16 protein-coding genes are annotated in these 20,191 nt (G+C 68.9%); 8 read left to right on the top strand and 8 right to left on the bottom strand.

Features of this window, described 5'->3' with window-relative positions:
• The first annotated feature begins 1 nt into the window (after position 1).
• Positions 2–1,030, top strand: coding sequence for a cytochrome c oxidase subunit II (locus PV762_RS06520; protein ID WP_421034215.1), 1,029 nt, complete (start codon positions 2–4; stop codon positions 1,028–1,030).
• Entirely contained in the window at positions 1,027–3,525 is a 2,499-nt protein-coding gene (locus tag PV762_RS06515) for a cbb3-type cytochrome c oxidase subunit I (protein WP_421034214.1), read from the top strand. Before PV762_RS06520 ends, PV762_RS06515 begins: the two co-directional genes overlap by 4 nt.
• A 139-nt stretch (positions 3,526–3,664) precedes the next feature.
• Here the strand turns inward: PV762_RS06515 and PV762_RS06510 are convergent, their stop codons facing one another.
• The gene (locus PV762_RS06510; RefSeq protein ID WP_421034213.1) at positions 3,665–5,110 is read right to left on the bottom strand and encodes an NAD-dependent succinate-semialdehyde dehydrogenase; all 1,446 of its coding nucleotides are present in this window, start codon (positions 5,108–5,110) and stop codon (positions 3,665–3,667) included.
• Between the two features lie 111 nt (positions 5,111–5,221).
• On the bottom strand, positions 5,222–5,956 hold the full coding sequence (locus PV762_RS06505; RefSeq protein ID WP_421034212.1) for a hypothetical protein: 735 nt from the start codon (positions 5,954–5,956) through the stop codon (positions 5,222–5,224).
• Between the two features lie 184 nt (positions 5,957–6,140).
• Here PV762_RS06505 and PV762_RS06500 point away from each other — a divergent pair, with 184 nt between their 5' ends.
• A complete protein-coding gene (locus tag PV762_RS06500; protein ID WP_421034211.1) occupies positions 6,141–8,585 on the top strand; it encodes a DUF3772 domain-containing protein in 2,445 nt (814 codons plus the stop codon).
• 175 nt (positions 8,586–8,760) lie between these two features.
• Here the strand turns inward: PV762_RS06500 and PV762_RS06495 are convergent, their stop codons facing one another.
• Entirely contained in the window at positions 8,761–9,663 is a 903-nt protein-coding gene (locus PV762_RS06495) for an SDR family oxidoreductase (protein WP_421034210.1), read from the bottom strand.
• 105 nt (positions 9,664–9,768) lie between these two features.
• On the opposite strand from PV762_RS06495, the gene PV762_RS06490 reads away from it, so the two are divergent.
• On the top strand, positions 9,769–10,677 hold the full coding sequence (locus PV762_RS06490) for a LysR family transcriptional regulator (protein ID WP_421034209.1): 909 nt from the start codon (positions 9,769–9,771) through the stop codon (positions 10,675–10,677).
• Positions 10,678–10,692: 15 nt separating this feature from the next.
• Here the strand turns inward: PV762_RS06490 and PV762_RS06485 are convergent, their stop codons facing one another.
• The 3 genes from PV762_RS06485 to kbl form a co-directional block, all read right to left on the bottom strand.
• Entirely contained in the window at positions 10,693–11,388 is a 696-nt protein-coding gene (locus tag PV762_RS06485) for a hypothetical protein (RefSeq protein ID WP_421034208.1), read from the bottom strand.
• 585 nt (positions 11,389–11,973) lie between these two features.
• On the bottom strand, positions 11,974–12,912 hold the full coding sequence (locus tag PV762_RS06480; protein ID WP_421034207.1) for an NAD-dependent epimerase/dehydratase family protein: 939 nt from the start codon (positions 12,910–12,912) through the stop codon (positions 11,974–11,976).
• Between the two features lie 22 nt (positions 12,913–12,934).
• On the bottom strand, positions 12,935–14,152 hold the full coding sequence (gene kbl / locus PV762_RS06475) for a glycine C-acetyltransferase (protein WP_421034206.1): 1,218 nt from the start codon (positions 14,150–14,152) through the stop codon (positions 12,935–12,937).
• A 127-nt stretch (positions 14,153–14,279) separates the two neighbouring features.
• On the opposite strand from kbl, the gene PV762_RS06470 reads away from it, so the two are divergent.
• Complete coding sequence (locus PV762_RS06470) at positions 14,280–14,858, top strand: helix-turn-helix domain-containing protein (protein ID WP_421034205.1); 579 nt, start codon at positions 14,280–14,282, stop codon at positions 14,856–14,858.
• Between the two features lie 121 nt (positions 14,859–14,979).
• Complete coding sequence (locus PV762_RS06465) at positions 14,980–15,300, top strand: hypothetical protein (RefSeq protein WP_421034204.1); 321 nt, start codon at positions 14,980–14,982, stop codon at positions 15,298–15,300.
• Here the strand turns inward: PV762_RS06465 and PV762_RS06460 are convergent.
• Positions 15,284–16,636 (bottom strand): YihY family inner membrane protein, encoded by a 1,353-nt coding sequence (locus PV762_RS06460; RefSeq protein ID WP_421034203.1) that lies wholly within the window; start codon positions 16,634–16,636, stop codon positions 15,284–15,286. The genes PV762_RS06465 and PV762_RS06460 overlap by 17 nt on opposite strands.
• A gap of 19 nt (positions 16,637–16,655) precedes the next feature.
• On the opposite strand from PV762_RS06460, the gene PV762_RS06455 reads away from it, so the two are divergent.
• Positions 16,656–17,159: a DUF2069 domain-containing protein gene (locus tag PV762_RS06455; protein ID WP_421034202.1), complete on the top strand. Its 504-nt coding sequence runs from the start codon at positions 16,656–16,658 to the stop codon at positions 17,157–17,159.
• Entirely contained in the window at positions 17,156–18,568 is a 1,413-nt protein-coding gene (locus PV762_RS06450) for an FAD-binding oxidoreductase (protein WP_421034201.1), read from the top strand. The genes PV762_RS06455 and PV762_RS06450 overlap by 4 nt, the downstream gene beginning before the upstream one ends.
• 33 nt (positions 18,569–18,601) lie before the next feature.
• Here the strand turns inward: PV762_RS06450 and PV762_RS06445 are convergent, their stop codons facing one another.
• Positions 18,602–19,615, bottom strand: coding sequence for an NHL repeat-containing protein (locus PV762_RS06445; protein WP_421034200.1), 1,014 nt, complete (start codon positions 19,613–19,615; stop codon positions 18,602–18,604).
• Positions 19,616–20,191: the final 576 nt, after the last annotated feature.

The following is a 20,191-nucleotide window of genomic DNA, read 5'->3' as shown; positions in this document are numbered from 1 at the left end:
CATGCTCAGTCCCGCGGGTCCGCAAGCCGAGGCCCTGGCCGGCGTCATGAACACGACGCTGGTCGTCTGCTCCTTCGCTTTCGTCTTCGCGATGGTGTGCCTGGGCGCGGCGCTCTGGTGGAAAGGCCGCCGACCGGTGTCGACCGCGCTCTGGCTCTGGGGCGGCGGCCTGGTGCTGCCGGTGCTGGTCTTCGGCGGACTGCTGCTGCACGGCGAGCGGCAGGCCTACGGCCTCGACGATCCGTCGCCGCCCGGCGCCATGCGCGTGGCCGTCACCGGCCATCTCTGGTGGTGGGCGATGCGTTACGAGGCCGAGGCCGGCCAGGGTCCCGGCGCGCCGGCGTTGCCGGCCTTCGCCACGGCCAACGAGCTGCGCGTGCCCGTGGGCCGGCCGGTCACCCTGACGCTGGCCTCGGAGGACGTGATCCACAGCTACTGGGTGCCGGCGCTCGGCGGCAAGGTCGACATGGTGCCGGGACGGCTGAACCGGCTCACCTTCACCGCGTCGCAGCCGGGCGTCTTCCGCGGGCCGTGCTCGGAGTATTGCGGCACCCAGCACGCGGCGATGGTGCTGCAGGTCGTCGCGATGCCGCCGGACGACTTTGCGCGATGGCGGCAGGCCCAGGCCGGCGCCGCGCCCGAGCCTGTCTCGCGTCAGGCCCTGCGCGGCGCGGCCCTCTTCCGCGAACATGGCTGCGTCGCCTGCCATGCAGTGCGGGGCGTGAATGACGGGCGCGACGGAAGTGGCGAAGACCTCGCCAAGGCGCCGCCGCTCGGGCCCGATCTGACGCACGTGGCGACCCGGCTGTGGCTGGGCGCCGGCGCGCTGCGCAACCGCGATCCCCTCGGCGATCCGCGCACGGCGCTGCGCCAGTGGATCCGCGACGTGCAGCAGGTCAAGCCGGGCGCGCGCATGCCCGCCTACCGGCATCTGAGCGCCGACGAGATCGACGCGCTGGTGGCGTTCCTCGCCGGGCCGCCGGTGGCGGGGAGCGACGCCGAACGACCGCTGGTCGCCGCCGCGCCATGACGCGCCCCGACAACCGCCTGCCGCGGCCCGATGCCGAACTGGAGCGACTGCGCGCCGCCTGGGAGCCGCCCAAGGGCTGGCGCGTCATCGGCAGCGTCAACAACGTCTTCATCGGCAAGCTCTACATCGCCACCGCGTTCGTCTTCCTGCTGCTGGGCGGCGTGCTGGCGCTGCTGATGCGCGCGCAGTTGGCCGCGCCGGACCAGACGCTCTTCAGCGCGCCGGTCTTCCAGCAGCTGTTCACCATGCACGGCACGGTGATGATGTTCCTCTTCGCCGTGCCCATGGTCGAAGCCATCGCCGTCTTCCTGCTGCCCAACATGCTCGGCGCGCGCGACCTGCCCTTCCCGCGCCTCTCGGCCTACTCCTACTGGATGTACGCCATCGGCGGCCTGGCCTTCTACGCCACGCTGTTCTGGCAGCTCGCGCCCGACTCGGGCTGGTTCATGTATCCGCCGCTCAGCAGCGCGAAGTACTCGCCCGGACTCAACGCCGACTTCTGGCTGCTGGGCATCGGCTTCATCGAGATCTCCGCCATCGCCGGCGCGATCGAACTCATCACCGGCGTCCTGATGACGCGCGCGCCCGGCATGACGCTGGGCCGCATGCCGGTCTACGCCTGGTCCATGCTGGTCGTCGGCCTGATGATCGTCCTGGCCTTCCCCGCGGTCATCGCGGGCACCGCGCTGCTGGAGATCGAACGCGCCTTCGACTGGCCCATCTTCGACGCCACGCGCGGCGGCGATCCCCTGCTGTGGCAGCACCTGTTCTGGTTCTTCGGCCATCCGGAGGTCTACATCATCTTCCTGCCGGCCGCGGGGCTGGTCTCGACGATGGTGCCCGCGCTGGCGCGCACCACCCTGATCGGCCGCCACGCCGTCAGCGCGGCGCTGGTCGCCATCGGCGCGGCCAGCTTCCTGCTCTGGCTGCATCACATGTTCACCGCGGGCCTGGGCGGACTCGGGCTCAGCCTCGTCTCCATCTTCAGCGTCGCCATCGCCATCCCCGGCGCGCTGCAGATCTTCGCGTGGATAGGCACGCTCTGGCGCGGCCGGCTGCAATGGACCACGGCGACCTGGTTCCTCATCGGCTTCCTCGTCACCTTCGTCGTCGGCGGCCTGACGGGCGTCATGCTCGCGCTGCTCCCCATCGACTGGCAGGTCCACGACACCTACTTCGTCGTCGCGCATTTCCACTACGTCCTCATCGGCGGCATGGTGCTGCCCATGTTCGCGGCGCTCTACCACTGGATCCCGCTGTGGAAAGGCCGCGCCATGTCCGAGCGCGCCGGTCGCTGGGTCTTCGGACTCATCTTCGGCGGCTTCCACCTGACCTTCTTCCCCATGCACATCGCCGGCATGCTTGGCATGCCGCGCCGCGTGCACACCTTCCCGGCGGGACTGGGACTGGAACTGCCCAACCTGCTCTCCTCCGTCGGCGCCGTCGTCATCGCCGCGGGGGTGCTGCTCTTCGTCATCGACCTGGTCCGCAGCCAGCGGGGGCCGGAGCAGGACCACAACGATCCCTGGCGATCCTCGACGCTGGAGTGGCTGCCCAGCGAGCCCTACGGCACCCGCAGCATCCCGCACGTCGAGCACCATGAGCCGCTCTGGCATCGTCCCTCCCTGCACCAGGAGGTCGAGGCCGGCGGGCACTGGCTGCCGGGCTCGATCACCGGCGGCCGTGAGACGCTGCTGACCAGCCCCGTGCAGGCGCACCCGCTGCGCGTGGTGATGATGGCCGGAGACAGCCTCTGGCCGGTACTGGCGGCGATCGGCACCGCGGCGTTCTTCCTGCTGATGACGGTCAAGCATGTCAGCGGCACGGTCGCGGGCGGCGTGCTGGCGATCGTCGCGATCTGGGCGTGGTTGTGGCAGACCGACCGTGCGCCCCCGGTCGAGGACGCGGAGGTGGCCGACGGGGTGATCCTGCCGGTGGGCGTGAGCGGGCGGCAGGCGCCGTCGTTCTGGGGCGTGGTCATCCTGATCGTGGTCGAGGCGACGATCTTCGCGTCGATGGCCTTCGCGCATCTGCATGCCGCGATGAAGCTGGATGTCTGCCCGCCGCCGGGCGTCGGACTGGCGAGCAACGCCACGCTGATGCTGCAGACCCTGGGTTACGCGCTCAGCCTGGTCTTCGTGACCTGGGCGGGCATCGGTGCCTGGCGCGCACCGGTGTCGAGATGGCGCGCGGTGCTCCTCGCACCGGCCTTCGGCCTCGCCGTGGTGGCTTTCTACAGCGGGCTGCAGACCGCATGGCCGGCGGAACGTCCGCCGACCTTGGATGCCTGGACGGGCACGCTCGCCGCGCTGCACAGCCTGCAGGGATTGCAGATCGCCGTTGCGCTGATGCTGGCGCTGTACTACGCGACGAGGATCGGATCGGGGCTGATCCGGCCTCGGCAGCACGCCACGCGCGAGGCGGTGGTGCTGCTGTGGGGATGGATCTGCATGCAGGGCGTGATCACCGTGTGGTGGCCGCGCCTCGTGGCATGACACCGAAGTCAGCGAGCGTCGAGAACAACGCGCGAGGTCAGTGAGCGTGGGTGGGGCCGGAAGGGGGCTTGGGGTTCGCGGACGCGAGGCCCCATGCCCCGTGGAGAGCCCGCGCCTGGCCTCTCGGCGTGATCTCCGATCAGACCCCGAGCAGCGACACTGCCTTGGTGTTGAGATAGGCCTCCAACGCTTCGGGGCCGCCTTCCGAGCCGTAGCCCGAGTCTTTCACCCCGCCGAACGGCATTTCGGCCGACGGTGTGGCGGGCTGGTTGACCCACAGCATGCCGACCTCCATGCGTTGCGCCAGCAGGTGCGCGTTCTTGATCGACTTCGTGAACGCATAACCTGCGAGTCCGAACGGCAGCCGGTTGGCTTCCGCGATGGCCTCCTCCAGCGTATCGAACCCACGCACGGCGGCGATCGGCCCGAACGGTTCGTCGTTGAACACGGACGCGTCCAGGGGCACGTCGGCCAGCACGGTGGGGGCGAAGAAGTTGCCCGCGTTGCCGACGCGTTCCCCGCCGGTGGCGATCTTGGCGCCACGTTCGCGGGCTTCCGCGACGATCTTGGACATGGCGACGACGCGACGTTCGTTCGCGAGCGGGCCGAGGGTGGTGCCGTCGGCGAGGCCGTCGCCGAGCTTGAGGCCTTGCGCGTGCTTGACCAGCGCGGTGGTGAACTCGTCCTTGAGGCTGTTGTGGACCAGGAAGCGGGTCGGCGAGATGCAGACCTGGCCGGCGTTGCGGAACTTCGCGGCGCCGGCGGCCTTGACCGCGAGGGCCACGTCCGCGTCCTCCGCCACGATCACCGGCGCGTGGCCGCCGAGTTCCATGGTGACGCGCTTCATGTGCGCGCCGGCGAGGGCGGCCAGCTGCTTGCCGACCGGCGTGGAGCCGGTGAAGGTGACCTTGCGGATGACCGGGTGCGGGATCAGGTAGCTGGAGATTTCATGCGGGTCGCCGAAGACCAGGCCGACGGTCCCCGGCGGCACGCCCGCGTCGACGAAGGTCTGCAGCAGCGCTGCCGGCGATGCGGGGGTTTCCTCCGGCGCCTTCACCAGGAAGGAGCAGCCGGTGGCCAGCGCCGCGCCGAGCTTGCGCACGATCTGGTTGACGGGGAAGTTCCAGGGCGTGAAGGCAGCGATCGGGCCGACGGGTTCCTTCAGCACGAGCTGCTGCGCGGCCAGGTTGCGCGACGGCACGATGCGGCCGTAGACGCGGCGGCCTTCGTCGGCGAACCACTCGATGATGTCGGCGCCGGCGAGGACTTCCACCTTCGCTTCCGCGACGGGCTTGCCCTGCTCCTGGGTCAGCAGCTTCGCGATCTCGGGCGCGCGCTCGCGCAGCAGCGCGGCGGCGCGGCGCATCGTCGCGGCGCGTTCATGCGCGGACACGTTGCGCCAGGCCTCGAAGCCCTTCTGCGCCGCCGCCAGCGCGCGGTCCAGGTCCGCCTTGCCGGCGTGCGCGACCTTGCCGATCACGGTGCCGGTCGCGGGGTTGCGCACGTCGATGGTCTTGCCGCCGGCGGCGTCCACCCATTCGTTGGCGATCAGCAGGCGGGTATCGGGATAGGAAGCGGTGGTCATGGCAGGTCCTCGTGAACGTTGAGGCTGACTCTACCCGTTGCCCGCGCGCGCCGGGGCCGCGCGGGCGCTAACCCGACGGATCACCGGCCCATTGGACGCAAAGCGCCCGACTCAGCGCTTGCCGGACTTGCCTGCCCTGGCCGATGTTCCCGGCTTCGGCAGCTTCAAGGCCTTGACCCCGCCGGCGACGTCCTCGACGCGGGCGTCGATGCGGCTCCAGTCGACACGCTCGGAATAGCGGCGCTCCTCCAGGTTCATCAAACCGCGCGGCTTGAGGGCGATCTCATATCCCTTGTCCGACAGCGCGTCGCGGATCGTGTCGCTCGCCTGTCCCCAGTTCTGGGCGAAGCGCACCAGCCGGACCATCTCCGCCGCCGGGTCCAGCCCCAGGACCTTGGACGTCGACTGCTTCTGCATGAAGTCGATGCTCATCGCGACGGTGTCGCTGCGCAGCGACTCGGCGACGCAGAAGGCGATCAGCGTGCGGTCCTTCAAGAGTGCGCCGGACGTCGGGTCTTTCTTCACCGCCTGGATCGCGCCGTCGAGCGACAGCATCGTGGGCGTCAGCCCTTCCAGGATGCCGCCCTTGGGGTACTGGCCGTTGTTGAAGACCAGTTGCCCGCCCATGCGATGGATGTAGAAGTCGCTCTCCTGGAGGCTGAGCACCAGGTCGGTGGCCGGCGTGAGGCGCGAGGTCCGCAACGCCACCTCGACGGTCCGGCCGCTGTTGCGGCACAGGCGGAAGAAGCTGTTGTCGCGGCGGATGAAATTGCTGTCATCGGTCAAGGTGTCCCGCAGCCGGTTGATCTGCTGCGTCCATTCCGCGCCTACTTGCAACACAAACATGTCGTTTCTCCCTGAAGGTGCTCGGACGCGAGCGTAGGGACTTGTCCGCTCGGGGCCAGTGACCAAAGTCGACTGCGGGGCAAATCGCCGCCGGGGTGTGATGCCGATGTAGCCAAACGTTCAACCGGGCAGATGGATTGCCCTCCTGGCCCACCCTCCACTTCCGGCCCTTCCACGCCTCACGATGCGACGGATCAAGGACCTCACCGCGGACGTGTCGCGGATCTTCGCGACATGGCTGCTCTGCGTGGCGGCGGCGCTCGCGCTCTCCGCGCTGCCTGCCCACGCACAAGACCCGGCGCCCGAACCCACCGATCCGGCGAAGCTGCTCGACCTCGCCCGCGCGGACATCAGGCAGCTTGAAGCGAAACAACGCAAGGAACTGTCCGTCGAGGAGCAGCGTGACTTCAAGGACAAGGTCTCGCGGGTGAAGTCGCGCGCGGATGCGGCGGAGTCCGCGCTGCGGCCTCAGTTGGACGACGTCAAGGCCCGGCTGGCCCAGTTGGGTGAACCGCAGGCCGACGTGAAGGAGACGGGGGAGGTAGCGCAACTGCGCGCGCAACTGACGCGCGAGGTCGCGACGATCGGCGGATTGGTGACGGTCGCGAACGACATCACCGGACAGGCCGACCGCCTTCAGCGCAATGCCGATCAGACGCAAAGGCTGCAACTGAGCGCCCGTCTCGGAGAGCGCGTGCCGTCCCTTCTTCAATCGGGATTCTGGCGTTCGCTGCGCACCGATGGTGTGGCGGATGTTGAGCGCGCCCGCGCGTTCAGCATCGAGCTCGGCGCGTTGTGGTCTTCGGTTCCGGCCTCGGCCTGGGCGACCTTCATCGCCGCCGTGGCGGCGTGGCTGGTGCTGTGTCTTGGCGCCCGTCGGCTGACCGCCCGTCTGTGCGCGACGCGCATTCCGCCGGGACGGCTGCGTCGATCCCTGTTCGCCGTCAGCGAGGTGACGCTACGCACCTTGCGCCCTGGCCTGATCGCCCACGGCCTGGTGCTGACCTTGACCGGCAGCCTCGTCGACGGCGCGCCAGATGGCCCCGGCTCGCTCGCCCAATGGCTGGACACGGCCGAGATGATCGTCTGGTTCGGCGGCTTCATCGCCGGTCTGGGCGCCGCCCTGCTGATGGCGCGCAAACCGTCGTGGCGGCTGCTGCCGGTCCCCGACGTCGCCGCATCGCGCCTGGCCTGGCTGCCGCGCACGCTCGCGGCGGCGGTGGTGCTGGGCTGGCTGTCATCCCGCACGGCGGCGGCGCTGGACCTCAGCGCCCCCGGCGGCAGCGCCGTCCAGACGCTTGCGTCGTTGACCTTCATCGCCGTCCTCGGGGCGGCCATCGCGCAACTGCGACGGCATGCCGGCGGCAAGACCGAAGACCAGGACGCCGTCGCCGACGCCGGCACCGGCCAGCTCCCCGAGCTCACGATCCGGCCGCTCTGGCTGTCGGTGCTGCGCGCCGCCGCCTGGCTGACGCTGGTCGGCGCGACGCTGGCGCTGATGACCGGCTTCGTGTCGCTGGCGATGTTCGTGCTCAACCAGGTGATGTGGGCGCTCATCGTGATCGGCGCCGCCTACCTGCTCACGGTCGTGGTCGACGACCTGTTCATGACGCTGCTCGCGCCCTCGCCCGCCGCGGCCTCGGGCGACGGCAAGAGCGAGAAGAAGACCGCCGAAAAGGACGACGCGCCCGCCCCGCCGCGCACGCGCGAGCAGACCGCGCTGCTGCTGTCCGCCGTCTGCCGCATCTCGATCGCCTTCTTCGCGCTCTTGCTCCTGCTCGCCCCCTACGGCGAGGGGCCGATGGACCTGGTGCGCCGGTCCGGCAGCCTCGCCGACGGCCTGAAGGTCGGTACCCTGACGCTCAATCCGATCGAGCTGCTGCAAGGTCTGGCGGTGCTCTTCGTCGGTCTGGCCGCGGTGCGGCTGCTCAAGGGCTGGCTGTCCGAGCGCTACATGCCCACGACGCGCATGGACGTCGGCATGCGCTCGTCCACGACGACGCTGTTCGGCTACGTCGGCACCGTCGCCGCGATCGCCGCGGCGCTGACCGCCGTCGGCTTCAGCCTGCAGAGCGTGGCCTGGGTCGCCAGCGCGCTGTCGGTGGGCATCGGCTTCGGCCTGCAATCGATCGTGCAGAACTTCGTTTCCGGCCTGATCCTGCTGGCGGAGCGGCCGGTGAAGGTCGGCGACTGGGTCTCGCTGTCCGGCGTCGAGGGCGACATCCGCCGCATCAGCGTGCGCGCCACCGAGATCCAGATGGGCGACCGCTCCACGGTGATCGTCCCGAACTCGGAGTTCATCACCAAGATCGTGCGCAACGTCACCTACGGCGAGTCGCTCGGCATGGTGCAGTTCAAGCTGCCGATGCCGCTGGCCACGGACACCGACCGCGTGAAGGCGCTGGTGCTGTCGGCCTTCCAGGCGCACGGCGGCGTGCTCTCCACGCCGGCCCCGAACGTGCAGCTCGACGGCGTCGACGGGACCAACCTGATCCTCAACGCGTCGGGCTTCGTGAACTCGCCGCGCGCGGCCTACGGCATCAAGAGCGAGCTGCTCTTCGACGTCCTGTCGCGCCTGCGCGCCGAAGGCCTGCTGCCCGGACAGACCTCGCCGCCCGCACCGGTCTGAACGCCTCCTCGCGCCGGTGGACGGCTGCGCCGCGTGGCTGGTGTGCCGGGTCTTGCCGCACGCTGCACGACATCGCGGGCGGCCAGTTCTACGCGATCGGGGAATCGATCGTCGTGCCGGACACGCCCGCGGCGAGCTGAGGCCGTCCCAGCCCACCGCGGCGGCTTCAGGCCATTCAGCGCGCGCCGGCCAATTCCTTGACCAGGTCCTCGTAACGCCGCAGCGGGCGTCCGAGCAGGGCTTCCAGGCGCTGCGTCGTGCCGGCCGCCGGCTTCATGCCCTGCTGCTGGATGCGGGCCATCATCAGGCGCATGTCGTAGGCCATCCAGGACGGCATCGCCTGGGCCAGTTGCGCCTCGAAGGCCTTCAGGTCGTCGCCGCCGTAGTGGATCTCCCGTTGCAGCGCGCGGCCCCAGATCCCGGCCGCGGACGCGCCGGTCAGTTCCTCGGGGCCGACGACCTCCAGCGTGACGCGCGGCAGCGGCCCCGGCGCGGCGTCACGCCGGAGCAGTTCCGCCACGGCGACGTCCGCCAGGTCGCGCGTGTCGATCATCGCCACGCCTGCCTCACCGATGGGCATCGGATACACGCCGTAGCCCTCGACCACCGACTGCACCTGGGCGTCGTTCTGCATGAAGTAGGCCGGGCGCAGCACCGTCACGGGCAGGTCCAGGCGCTCGATCATCCGCTCCACCGTGTGCTTGCCGGTGAAGTGCGGCACGTCGACGAACTCGTCCGCGTGGATCACGGAGAGGTAGACGATGCGTTCGATGCCGGCCTCGCGCGCCAGGCTCAGCGCCTGCAGGCCCTGGGTGACTTCATCCGGCGTGACGGCGTTGAGCAGGAACAGCGTGCGCACGCCCGACAGCGCCGCGCGCATCGACGGGATGTCGGACAGGTCGGCGACGACTTCGGCGACGCCTGGCGGGAGTTGCGCCTTGCCCGGCGTGCGGACCAGCGCCTTCACGGAGGCACCCTGGCGCGCCAGGCCTTGGACGACGAGGGAACCGATGGTGCCGGAGGCGCCGGTGACGAGGATGCTGGAGGAGGATTGCAGGGAATCGGTGTGCGTGGTCATGGTTCAGTTCTTTCCATCAGGGGTTGCGATGGATGAACGATAGTCCGTTGCGCTTCATCAACACAGACGCCAAAATCGATACCTGCTGTCTCAACGGTGGAACACATGGACTTGAACGCGCTGGCGGATTTCAACCTGGTCGCGACGCACGGCGGATTCGGGCGGGCCAGCCGAGCCAGCCGACGGTCGAAAGCGACCTTGTCGCGGCGTGTCGCCGATCTGGAGGAGCAGCTCGGCGTGCGCCTCATCGAACGCAGCACCAAGGGGCTGGAGCTGACCGAAGCGGGTCAGGCCTTGCTCAGCCGGACGGAAGGTCCGATGAACGAGGTGGCCGACGCCTTCACGGCCACGGCGGAGGGGTCGGACCAGGTACGCGGACAGCTCCGCGTCGCCGCGCCGCTGCTGTTCTCGCAGCTCGCGATGGGACGCCTGAGTGCCGAGTTCCGTGCGCTGCACCCTGGGGTGACGGTCGACGTCGTCGGGGAGGATCGCGTAGTCAACCTCGTCGACGAACGATTCGACGTCGCGATCCGGCCGAATCCGCGCATGGACAGCGCGCTCGTGGGACGCTGCTTCGCGAAGGACCGGCTGGTGGCGGTCGCCGCGCCGGCGTTCGCGATGCCGGCCTCGGGAGAGACGAAGTCCGGCAAGACGGCGTCGAACGAACCGGCGGTGGAGGTGCCCGCGGTCGTGAGCACGACGCGCGAAGGCGAAGTCTGGGCGCTCGACGGCGGCGCCCTCACGCTCGCGCCGCGGCCGGTGCTGAGGCTGTCGTCCATGTTGATGGTGCGGGACGCGACGATCGCCGGCGCGGGTGTCGCGCTGCTGCCTCAGTCCATCGTCTGGAGCCAGCTGACGCGCGGCGAACTCGTCCAATGGGGCGACGTGCGCGGCAAGGAGGTCGAGCTGTGGGTGCTGCACACCTCGCGCCGCCTCGCGAGTCCGAAGGTCAAGGCCTTCGTGGACTTCATGTGCGCCAGGTATCCGGACGGGGTGTTGACGTTGTCGGGGTGACGTTCGCTTGCGCGATCAGGTGCGCGGCAAGAGCGCCTTCGCCGCCTCCATCCTCAGCGCCATCGGCACGGTCGCATCGTTCATCACGTGGAGCAGGAACGCGCGCGGATCGCTGAAGGCGGTCGCCGGGGAATGGGTGGACAAGACCGGCGCGACGTCGGACGACGGCGACGCCAATGCGGGTGCCAGGTATTGCGGCGTGGGCGGCGTGGGCGGCGCGAGTTGCGCCAATGCCTCCCGCCACGCCTGCGTGGTGATGCTCTTCAGGGACTTCAGCAGATCCGCCTGTCCTTCCACGCCGGGCGGGATGTCGAGCCAGGTCGCCTCGACGAACACCGGCGCCAGGTCCGGCGCGACGAACGCGGACCATTGGCCTTCCCTGACCTCGGCCGGCACTACAGGAACTTCCTTCAGGCAGCGGATCCGGGGCGCCGCGACGCCGCTCAGATAGCGCGCTTTCACCCCGTCGAAGAACACGCCCGCCTCGACATCGGAGCAGCCTTGCTGCAGCGAGAACCACAGCTGGTAGCTGTTCTCCCCCGCGATGGCGATGCCCGGTGCAGGCAGCGACAGATCGAGCTGCACGCCGCGCCAGACGGCGCCGAGCAATTCCCAGTCCGAGGGGCGCCCGACATCGAGTACGAGCGCGCGCACCGACCCTTCAGGACCAGAGGCGTAGAGACGTTGGAATTCGGTGGCGAGTCGGGACATGCGTGCACTCAGCAGGTTCGTCGGAACGACGACGGCGCCATTGTCTCGCGGGAACTCGCGTGGAGTCTTGCCCCACCAACCCCACCCTTCGGCGCCACATCAACGATTCGACGGGCGGCCTATCCGATTCACAACTGAAAGCCTTCTCCGATGCAAGTCACCAGCTCTTCGCATACCGTGCCGGTTCATGACGCGACATCTCCCACCTCGGATCGAGAGGCCAAACTGTCAGGGACCGGCGATCCGACGTCGAGCCTTCGGACCTCGACGACTCTGCCGTCTCCCTCGCTCAACGGCACAAGCCACGTCGAACCGCGAGATCGAGACGCTCTGGCACTCGCGCTTGGAGCCTCGTCTTCTTCCAGGGCGTTGGGCCGGACAGCCAGAGGCAGCGACGTCGAAGATGGGGAGATCGACTCCCTCGCAACGCCCAGTTCCGAAAATGAATGCGCGGATCAGGACCGCGCCGACGAACAGGAATTCGACACCATGTCTTTGACCGACCCGGAGATCCCCTACCTGGACCATGAGACCGTCCTCACAGGCGGGATGAAGCGCGATCTGAGCAGCCCTGCGCAGCCCTGATCAGCCCTGCGCCTTCAGGGACGCCAGCATGTCGTCCGCCATCGCATCCAGGTCGTAGCCGAGCTTCCAGCCCCAGTCGCGTTGCGCGACCGAGTCGTCGATCGACTGGGGCCAGCTTGCCGCGATGTTCTGGCGGAAGTCCGGCGCGTAGTCGATCTCGAAGCCCGCGATCCTGCGGCGGATCGACGCGGCGATCTGCTCCGGCGTGAAGCTCACGCCGGCCAGGTTGTAGCTGCCCCACTCGGTGATGCGCTCCGCCGGCGCTTCCATCAGCTCCAGCGTCGCGCGGAGCGCGTCGGGCATGTACATCATCGGCAGCGCCTGGTCTTCCTTCAGGAAGCAGGTGTAGCGGCCGTGCTTGAGCGCCTCGTGGAAGATCTCGACCGCATAGTCCGTCGTGCCGCCGCCCGGGGGCGTCTTCCAGCTGATCAGGCCCGGGTAGCGCAGGCTGCGCACGTCCACGCCGTGGTTGGCGTGGTACCAGCGGCACCAGCCCTCGCCCGCCAGCTTGGAGATGCCGTAGACGGTCGACGGGTCCATCGCCGTGGTCTGCGGCGTGTCGCGCTTGGGCGTCTGCGGACCGAAGGCCGCGATCGAACTCGGCCAGAAGATGCGTTCCAGCTTCTCCGTGCGCGCCAGCTCCAGCACGTTGAGCAGGCCCTTCATGTTCAGATCCCAGGCCCACATCGGGTGCTTCTCGCCGGTCGCCGACAAGGCCGCCGCGAGGTGGTAGATCTGCGTGATGCCGTGGCGCTTGACCACCGCCGCCAGCGCGGCCGCATCGGTCACGTCCAGCATCTCGTGCGTCAGCTGCGGCACGCGGCCCTGCGGCGCCACGTCGCTGGTGATCACGTTGGCGTTGCCGTGGCGCTTGGCGAGCTCCACCGCCAGTTCGGAACCGATCTGGCCGTTCGCGCCGATCAACAGGATCTTCGTCATGGGGATCTGCTTCTGACTCTGCTTACTTCACCAGGCCCAGCTCGCGGCCCGCCTGCGCGAAGGCGGCGACCGCCTTCTCCAGATGTTCGCGCTCATGCACGGCGGAGATCTGCACTCTCACCCGGGCCTGTTCCTTGGGCACCACGGGATAGAAGAAGCCGACCGCGTACACGCCCAGTTCCAGCAGGCGCGCGCTCAACTGCTGCGCCTTGACGGCGTCGAACAGCATCACCGGCACGATCGGATGCGTGCCCGGCTTGATCTGGAAACCGGCCTGCTGGATCGCTTCGCGGAAGTAGGTCGTGTTGGTTTCGAGCTTGTCGCGCAGCGCGGTGCTGCCTTCGAGCAGGTCCAGCACGGCGATGGACGCGCCGACGATGCTCGGCGCCACCGTGTTGGAGAACAGGTAGGGCCGCGAACGCTGGCGCAGCAGTTCGATCACTTCCCTGCGGCCGGTCGTGAAGCCGCCCGAGGCCCCGCCCAGCGCCTTGCCCAGGGTGCCGGTGATGATGTCGACCTTGCCGAACACGCCCCGATGCTCGTGCGTGCCGCGACCGGTCTTGCCCATGAAGCCGCTGGCGTGGCATTCGTCGATCGCGAGCAGCGCGCCGAAGCGGTTGGTGATCTCGCGCATCTTGTCCAGTTGCGCGATCGTGCCGTCCATCGAGAACACGCCGTCGGTGAACACCATGACGTGGCGGGCGCCGGCGGCGCGCGCGGCGACCAGTTGCGCCTCCAGGTCGGCCATGTCGTTGTGCTTGTAGCGGAAGCGCTTGGCCTTGCACAGCCGGATGCCGTCGATGATGGACGCGTGGTTCAGCTCGTCGCTGACGATGGCGTCCTGCTCGCCCAGCAGCGGCTCGAACAGCCCGCCGTTGGCGTCGAAGGCGGCCGCGTACAGGATGGTGTCCTCGGTGCCCAGGAAGCGCGCCAGGCGCTGTTCCAGTTCCTTGTGGATGTCCTGCGTGCCGCAGATGAAACGCACCGACGACAGGCCGTAGCCGTGCGTGCGCAGCGCCTCATGGGCCGCTTCCACGACCTGCGGATGCGAAGACAGCCCCAGGTAGTTGTTGGCGCACAGGTTGATGACCTCGCGGCCGTCGTTCGTCGTCACGATCGCGCCCTGCGGGCCCGTGATGATGCGTTCGCTCTTGTAGAGGCCGGCGTCACGGATGCCCTGCAGCTCGTTCTGCAGGTGGCGATAGAAGTCGTCGGTGGACGGGGGGACGATGTTGGTCATGCGGTGCTCCTGCGGCACAATCCGTTAAATCGAACGTGTTCGTTATATCGAACAGCCGTGCAGTATCAAGGAAGGTCGACACCGGGTCAAGGCGTCGCCGCCCTGCCCAACCGTAACGTCATCGCCGATGTCCGCCAACCCTTCCGAAAAACTCGAACCGCCCAGAGTCGGCGCCACGCTGCAGACCCTGCGGCAAGCGCAAGGCCTGTCGCTGGACGAACTGTCGCGAAGAGCGGGCGTGTCCAAGTCCATGCTCTCGCAGATCGAGCGCAACCAGGCCAATCCCACGGTGGCCGTGGTGTGGCGGCTGGCCAATGCGCTGCGGGTGGAGTTGTCGGAGCTGCTGGGCGGCGAAAGACCCGCCGCGCCGACGATCGAGGTCGTCGCGTCGCACGGGACGCCGGCCTTGTCGAGTCCCGACGGCCTGTGCCGGCTGCGCATCCTCGGCCCCATCGACCTGGCGGGCAATTTCGAATGGTACGAACTGACCGTGCAGCCCGGCGGCGCGCTCGAGTCGGCGGCGCACGAGCCTGGTTCGCGCGAGCACCTGAGCGTGCTGGGCGGTGAACTCGAGGTGACCGCGGGCGGTAGCCGCCAGACGGTCAAGACCGGCGAGACCGCACGCTACGCCGTCGACGGCGCGCATGCGATCCGCAACCTGTCGAAGAAGGCGGCGACCGCGTTGCTTGTCGTGCTGCACGCCTGACTGGGCGAGCCTGCGGCTTTCCCCTCGCCCGCCCCTACCTCCTGTTACTTGACCCGCGCGACGAGGTCGTGACAATGGGCCGCATTCGCGGAGGCGAGGGAGCGTAGTCAAGGCAGTCCATATGCAGCAACGCTCGTTTTCAGAGAAGCATCCCCACATCCCTACCCCGACCCAGCCGGCCACCATCGACACCGAAACCCAGGCGAAGCAGCTGCAGCTGCTGGATGGATCCGCGCGTCTGCGCGTGGCCGAGCAAAGAGCGCGCGAGCACCGTTCCACCCCCCTGATCGACAAGGCGGCGTTGCCGCTGGGCGCGACACCCAAGTACGGCATGAAACCGACCGGCGCGACGCGGCCCAAGCCGCCGTACCGGCGCGCGATCTATTCGGTGGTGGCGCTGCTGGCCGTGATCGGCGGCGTGGCCGTCACCTACCTGCGCTAGCCGGCATCGTCGACGACGCCGCCGGCGTCAGGGCGATCGCGGACACGGCCTGTCCGCCGATCGCGGCGGACGACGCGATGGCGATCACGTCGGGCGTCACGCGCCCGATCAGCGTGCCGACGGTCGTCTGCTCCCAGCCGGCGTTCTCCCACAACGCCGCCAGCCCTTGCTGACGGTCCGCCAGCAGCGCGCGGATGAGGGGTTCGGCGATCGTCGAGGCGGGGTCGCACAACAACACCAGGCGTTGCGCGCCCTCCTCCTCCAGGCGCCCGATCCAGTCCAGCTTCTGCAGGTGCTGGATCACGGGCTCCAGCTGCAGCGGGTCGACCGACATTCGCTGCGAGAGGCCGATCATGGACAGTCCCGATTCGCCCCCGGTGCGCGACGCGTCGAGTTCGCGGATCACGTCCAGCGCGAGCGCCAGCTGCATGCCGGGCTTGTTGGCCCGCACGCTGACGCCACCGGCCAGGGCCGGCGCGTTGGCCGCCAGGATGGCGCCGAGCAGCACGATCGACCAGCCGACGTAGATCCAGATCAGGAAGATGGGCACGGCCGCGAACGCGCCGTAGAGCGTCGAATAGGTCGGCACCTGCTTCACGTACCAGGCCAGCGCCAGCTTCGCCAGGTGGAAGGCCACGGCGACGAAGGCGGCGCCGGTGAGCGCATGGCGCCACCGCACGTCCGTGTTGGGCACGTAATGGAAGAGCCCCGCGATCGCGGCCCAGAGCACCAGCAGGTCCACGCTGTTGAGCAGCACGACGAGCCCGCGCGGCATGTTGTCCACCAGGTTCTGGCTGGCGGAGATCAGCAGGCTGGTGACCGTCAGGCTGCCGCCCAGCAGCAGCGGCCCGAGCGTCAGCGCCGCCCAGTACACCAGCACCCGCTGTGCGATCGGCCGCGGTCGCTGCACGCGCCAGATCTGGTTGAGCGTGCGATCGATCGTCAGCATCAGCGACAGCGCCGTCACCGCCAGCACGACCAGGCCGACCACGCCGAGCCGGTTCGCCTTCGCCGCGAACTGCGTCAGCGACATCAGCACCGGGCGGGCGATGTTGTCGGGGATCAGCGACTTGAGGAAGTACTTCTCCAGCGCGGACTGGAAGCTGGAGAACATCGGGAACGCGGTGAACAGCGCCAGCGCGACGGTCAGCAGCGGCACCAGCGAGATGAGCGTCGTGAAGGTCAGGCTGCCGGCGGTCAGGCCCAGGCGCTTCGCGCGGAAGCGCTGCACGAACAAACGCAGCGTGCGCGCATACGGCCACGTCAACAACTCGCGTCCGAGCTCCCGGATTCCTTCGCGCCAGCTCTGCGTCTGCGCCCGAACTTCACTGATCATGCTGGCTATGATGCCAGCCATGTCAAGCCTCGACGCCGCCCCTTCGATGAGCTCCGCGCCGGCTACGCAGTCGACCCCTGCGCCGACCCATGCGCCGACGCCACGCTCGGCGCCCACCGCGCGCGAACGCGGCAGCCGGCAACTGGCGTTCTTCGCCACGCTGGCGCTGGCCGTCGTGTGCCTGGCCTGGGAACTCTGGCTCGCGCCGACCGGGCGCGGCACGCTCGCGATCAAGGCCTTGCCGCTGCTGCTGCCGCTGGTCGGCCTGTGGCGCTACCGCATGTACACCTACCGTTGGGTCAGCCTGATGATCTGGCTCTACGTGACCGAAGGACTGGTGCGCGGCACGTCCGAAGGCGGGTTCGGCATGGTGCTCGCGTGGATCGAGGTGGTGCTGTCGGTGACCATCTTCGTCGCCTGCGCGGCGCAGATCCGGCAGCGACTGGCTGAAGCGAGATCGGCTGAAGCGCAGCGGCTCGACGACGAGGCGGCGCAGTCCGCAGCCTCGAAGGATGAACGATGAGTGCCGCCCTCGTCGACGCCCTGCGCGCCACGCTGGGCGACGCCCATGTGCTGCTGCCCGCCGGACACGACCTGTCCGGTTTCGAGCGCGACTGGCGCAAGCGCTACGTCGGACGTGCGCTGGCGGTGGTCCGCCCGGCCGACACGGCGCAGGTCGCCGCGGTCGTCACACTCGCGCGCGAACACGGCGTGGCGCTGGTGCCGCAGGGCGGCAACACCGGACTGGTGGGCGGCGGCGTTCCCGACGATTCGGGGACGCAACTGCTGCTGAGCCTGCAACGGCTGAACCGCGTCCGCCAGATCGATCCCTCGAATCTGACGATGACCGTCGAGGCCGGCTGCGTGCTGCAGCACGTGCAGCAGGCGGCGCGCGAGGCGGGCTGGCTGTTCCCGCTGAGCCTGGCGGCCGAGGGCAGCTGCACGATCGGCGGCAACCTCGCCACCAATGCCGGCGGCACGCAGGTGCTGCGCTACGGCAACGCGCGCGAGTTGTGCCTGGGCCTGGAGGTCGTGACCGCCGACGGCACGGTGTGGGACGGACTGTCCGGGCTGCGCAAGGACAACACCGGCTACGACCTGCGCGACCTGTTCATCGGCTCCGAAGGCACGCTGGGCGTGATCACCGCGGCGACGCTGAAGCTGCATCCGCTGCCGCGCGCGCGGATGACCGCGCTGGCCGCCTGCGACACGCTACGCGATGCCGTCGCGCTGCTGGACCTGGCGCGATCGCGCTGCGGCGCGGCGCTGACCGGTTTCGAGGTGATGAATGCGCTGTCGCTGGCGCTGGTCCGCAAGCACTTCCCGCAGCTGGCGCAGCCGCTCGGCCCTCGTCCGTGGACGGTGCTGCTGGAGCTCTCGGACAGCGAGGGCGAGGAACACGCCCGCACGCAGTTCGAGGGTTTGCTCGAGGAAGCGCTGGAGCGCGGCGCGATCGACGACGCGGCGGTGGCGGAGAGCCTGTCGCAAAGCCAGGCGATGTGGCACCTGCGCGAATCCATCCCGCTGGCGCAGAGCGAGGAAGGCCTGAACATCAAGCACGACATCGCGCTGCCGGTGTCGCGCATCCCGGACTTCGTCGAGCGTTGCGACGCGCTGCTGGCGGAGCGCTTCCCGGGTTCGCGCCTGGTGGACTTCGGCCATCTGGGCGACGGCAACCTGCACTACAACCTGCAGGCGCCGGAAGGCATCACCGCCGCCGATTTCCTCCGCGAACACGAGGCCACGGTCAACGAGGTCGTTTACGACCAGGTGACGGCGCACGGCGGCTCCATCTCCGCCGAGCACGGCATCGGTCAGCTCAAGCGCGAGGAACTCTCGCAGCGCAAGAGCCCGGTGGCGATGCAGCTGATGCGGCAGATCAAGCAGGCGCTGGATCCGCGTGGGTTGCTGAATCCGGGGCGGGTGGTCTGATCGGCAAGACCTGACCCACCGCCCCGTTCCAATTCAAGGCGCAAGCGAACTTGTGATTCTGCGGATCAGGTTGTTGGCCCCATCTCCCACGTAGACGATGCCACTGCCATCGACTGCGACACCGCTTGGCGAGTAGAAGCTTGCCGTCGCGGCGCTACCGTTGGTCGAACCGACTGCGCCGGTGCCGGCCAGTGTCGTCACGAAGCCGAGCGGACTGATCCTGCGGATCCTGTTGTTCCCCGAATCCGTCACGTAGACATAGCCGGCACGGTCGACTGCGATACCGAATGGGCGGAAGAACGATGCACTGGCGCCGACGCCGTCCGCCGCCCCCTGCAGGCCGGAGCCCGCCAACGTCGTGACATTCCCTGCCGGCGTGATCTTTCGAATCCGGTTGTTCCGGGCGTCCGCCACATAGACGTTGCCCGCGCTATCCACCGCGACATCGACGGGTTCCGAGAATGAAGCCTGAACGCCGCTTCCGTCGGTGGACCCCTCCACGCCCGAACCGGCCAGCGTGACGACATCGCCTGCCGGGCTGATCTTGCGGATCCGGTTGTTGGCACGATCCGCGACATAGAGATTGCCAACCGCATCTACGGCAAGCCCCGCCGGCTGGCCGAAGGTCGCCGCGGCGCCATGACCGTCGGCGGAACCGGCGATCTCGGAACCCGCCAACGTGGAGACCACGCCGGCGGGCGTGATCTTTCGTACTCGATGCGACAACTGATCCGACACGTACACGTTGCCATCGGCATCCACGGCAACGGATGTCGGGCCCTTGAACGAAGCGGCGTAGCGGTCGCCATCCGCCGTGCCGGTCGAGCCGGAATGGCCTGCCAGTGTCGTCACATTCCTTGCCGGGGTGATCTTTCGGATCTCCTGGTTGGCGAGATCGGCCACGTAGACATTGCCTGCACTGTCGACCGCAACACCGCCCGGCTGGTTGAATGACGCCTGACTGGCGATGCCGTCGGACGCCCCCCGCGCACCGGATCCCGCCAAGGTGTCGACGACCGTCTGCGACGCGCTGCAGACGACCGTCACCCGATCCCCCGCGCCGCCGCCGCTGGCGATCGCACAGCGCTGCCACTGGGGTTGGCCCTTGACGGAGACGACGTATGGCGTGTCGCTGGCGATCGGCGCGGAGAAGCGGAACTCTCCGTTCGCAGTGACGCTCAGATCCTCGCTGTCGTTTTTTCGCAGCAGCAGGATGTTGCCGGGCTCAAGACCACTGACGGCCCCGCCAACGATGCGAGCCGGGGCCGGGGCCGGAGCCGGGGCCGGAGCCGGAGCCGGAGCCGGAGCCGGAGCTGGAGCTGGAGCTGGAGCTGGAGCTGGAGCTGGAGCCGGTGCCGGAGCCGGAGCCGGAGCCGGAGCCGGAGTCGGAGCCGGAGCCGGAGCCGGAGCCGGAGCCGGGGCTGGGGCTGGGACCGGAGCTGGCGTTGGTTCTGGAACGGGGACTGGCGTCGGTGTCGGTGTCGGTGTCGGCGCGAGGCTCGGATTCGAAGGCGTCGTCACACCTGAGGGCGTACCGCTTGTGGGTGCTGAAGCATCGTCCCCGCCTCCACCACAAGCCGTCAGGCCGGCCAGAAGACAGATCGACACAGCCAGTTGCACAGG

It is taken from the genome of Mitsuaria sp. CC2, from assembly GCF_048957715.1.
Classification (GTDB): domain Bacteria; phylum Pseudomonadota; class Gammaproteobacteria; order Burkholderiales; family Burkholderiaceae_C; genus Roseateles.
This window is presented reverse-complemented; position numbering and strand designations above follow the sequence as displayed.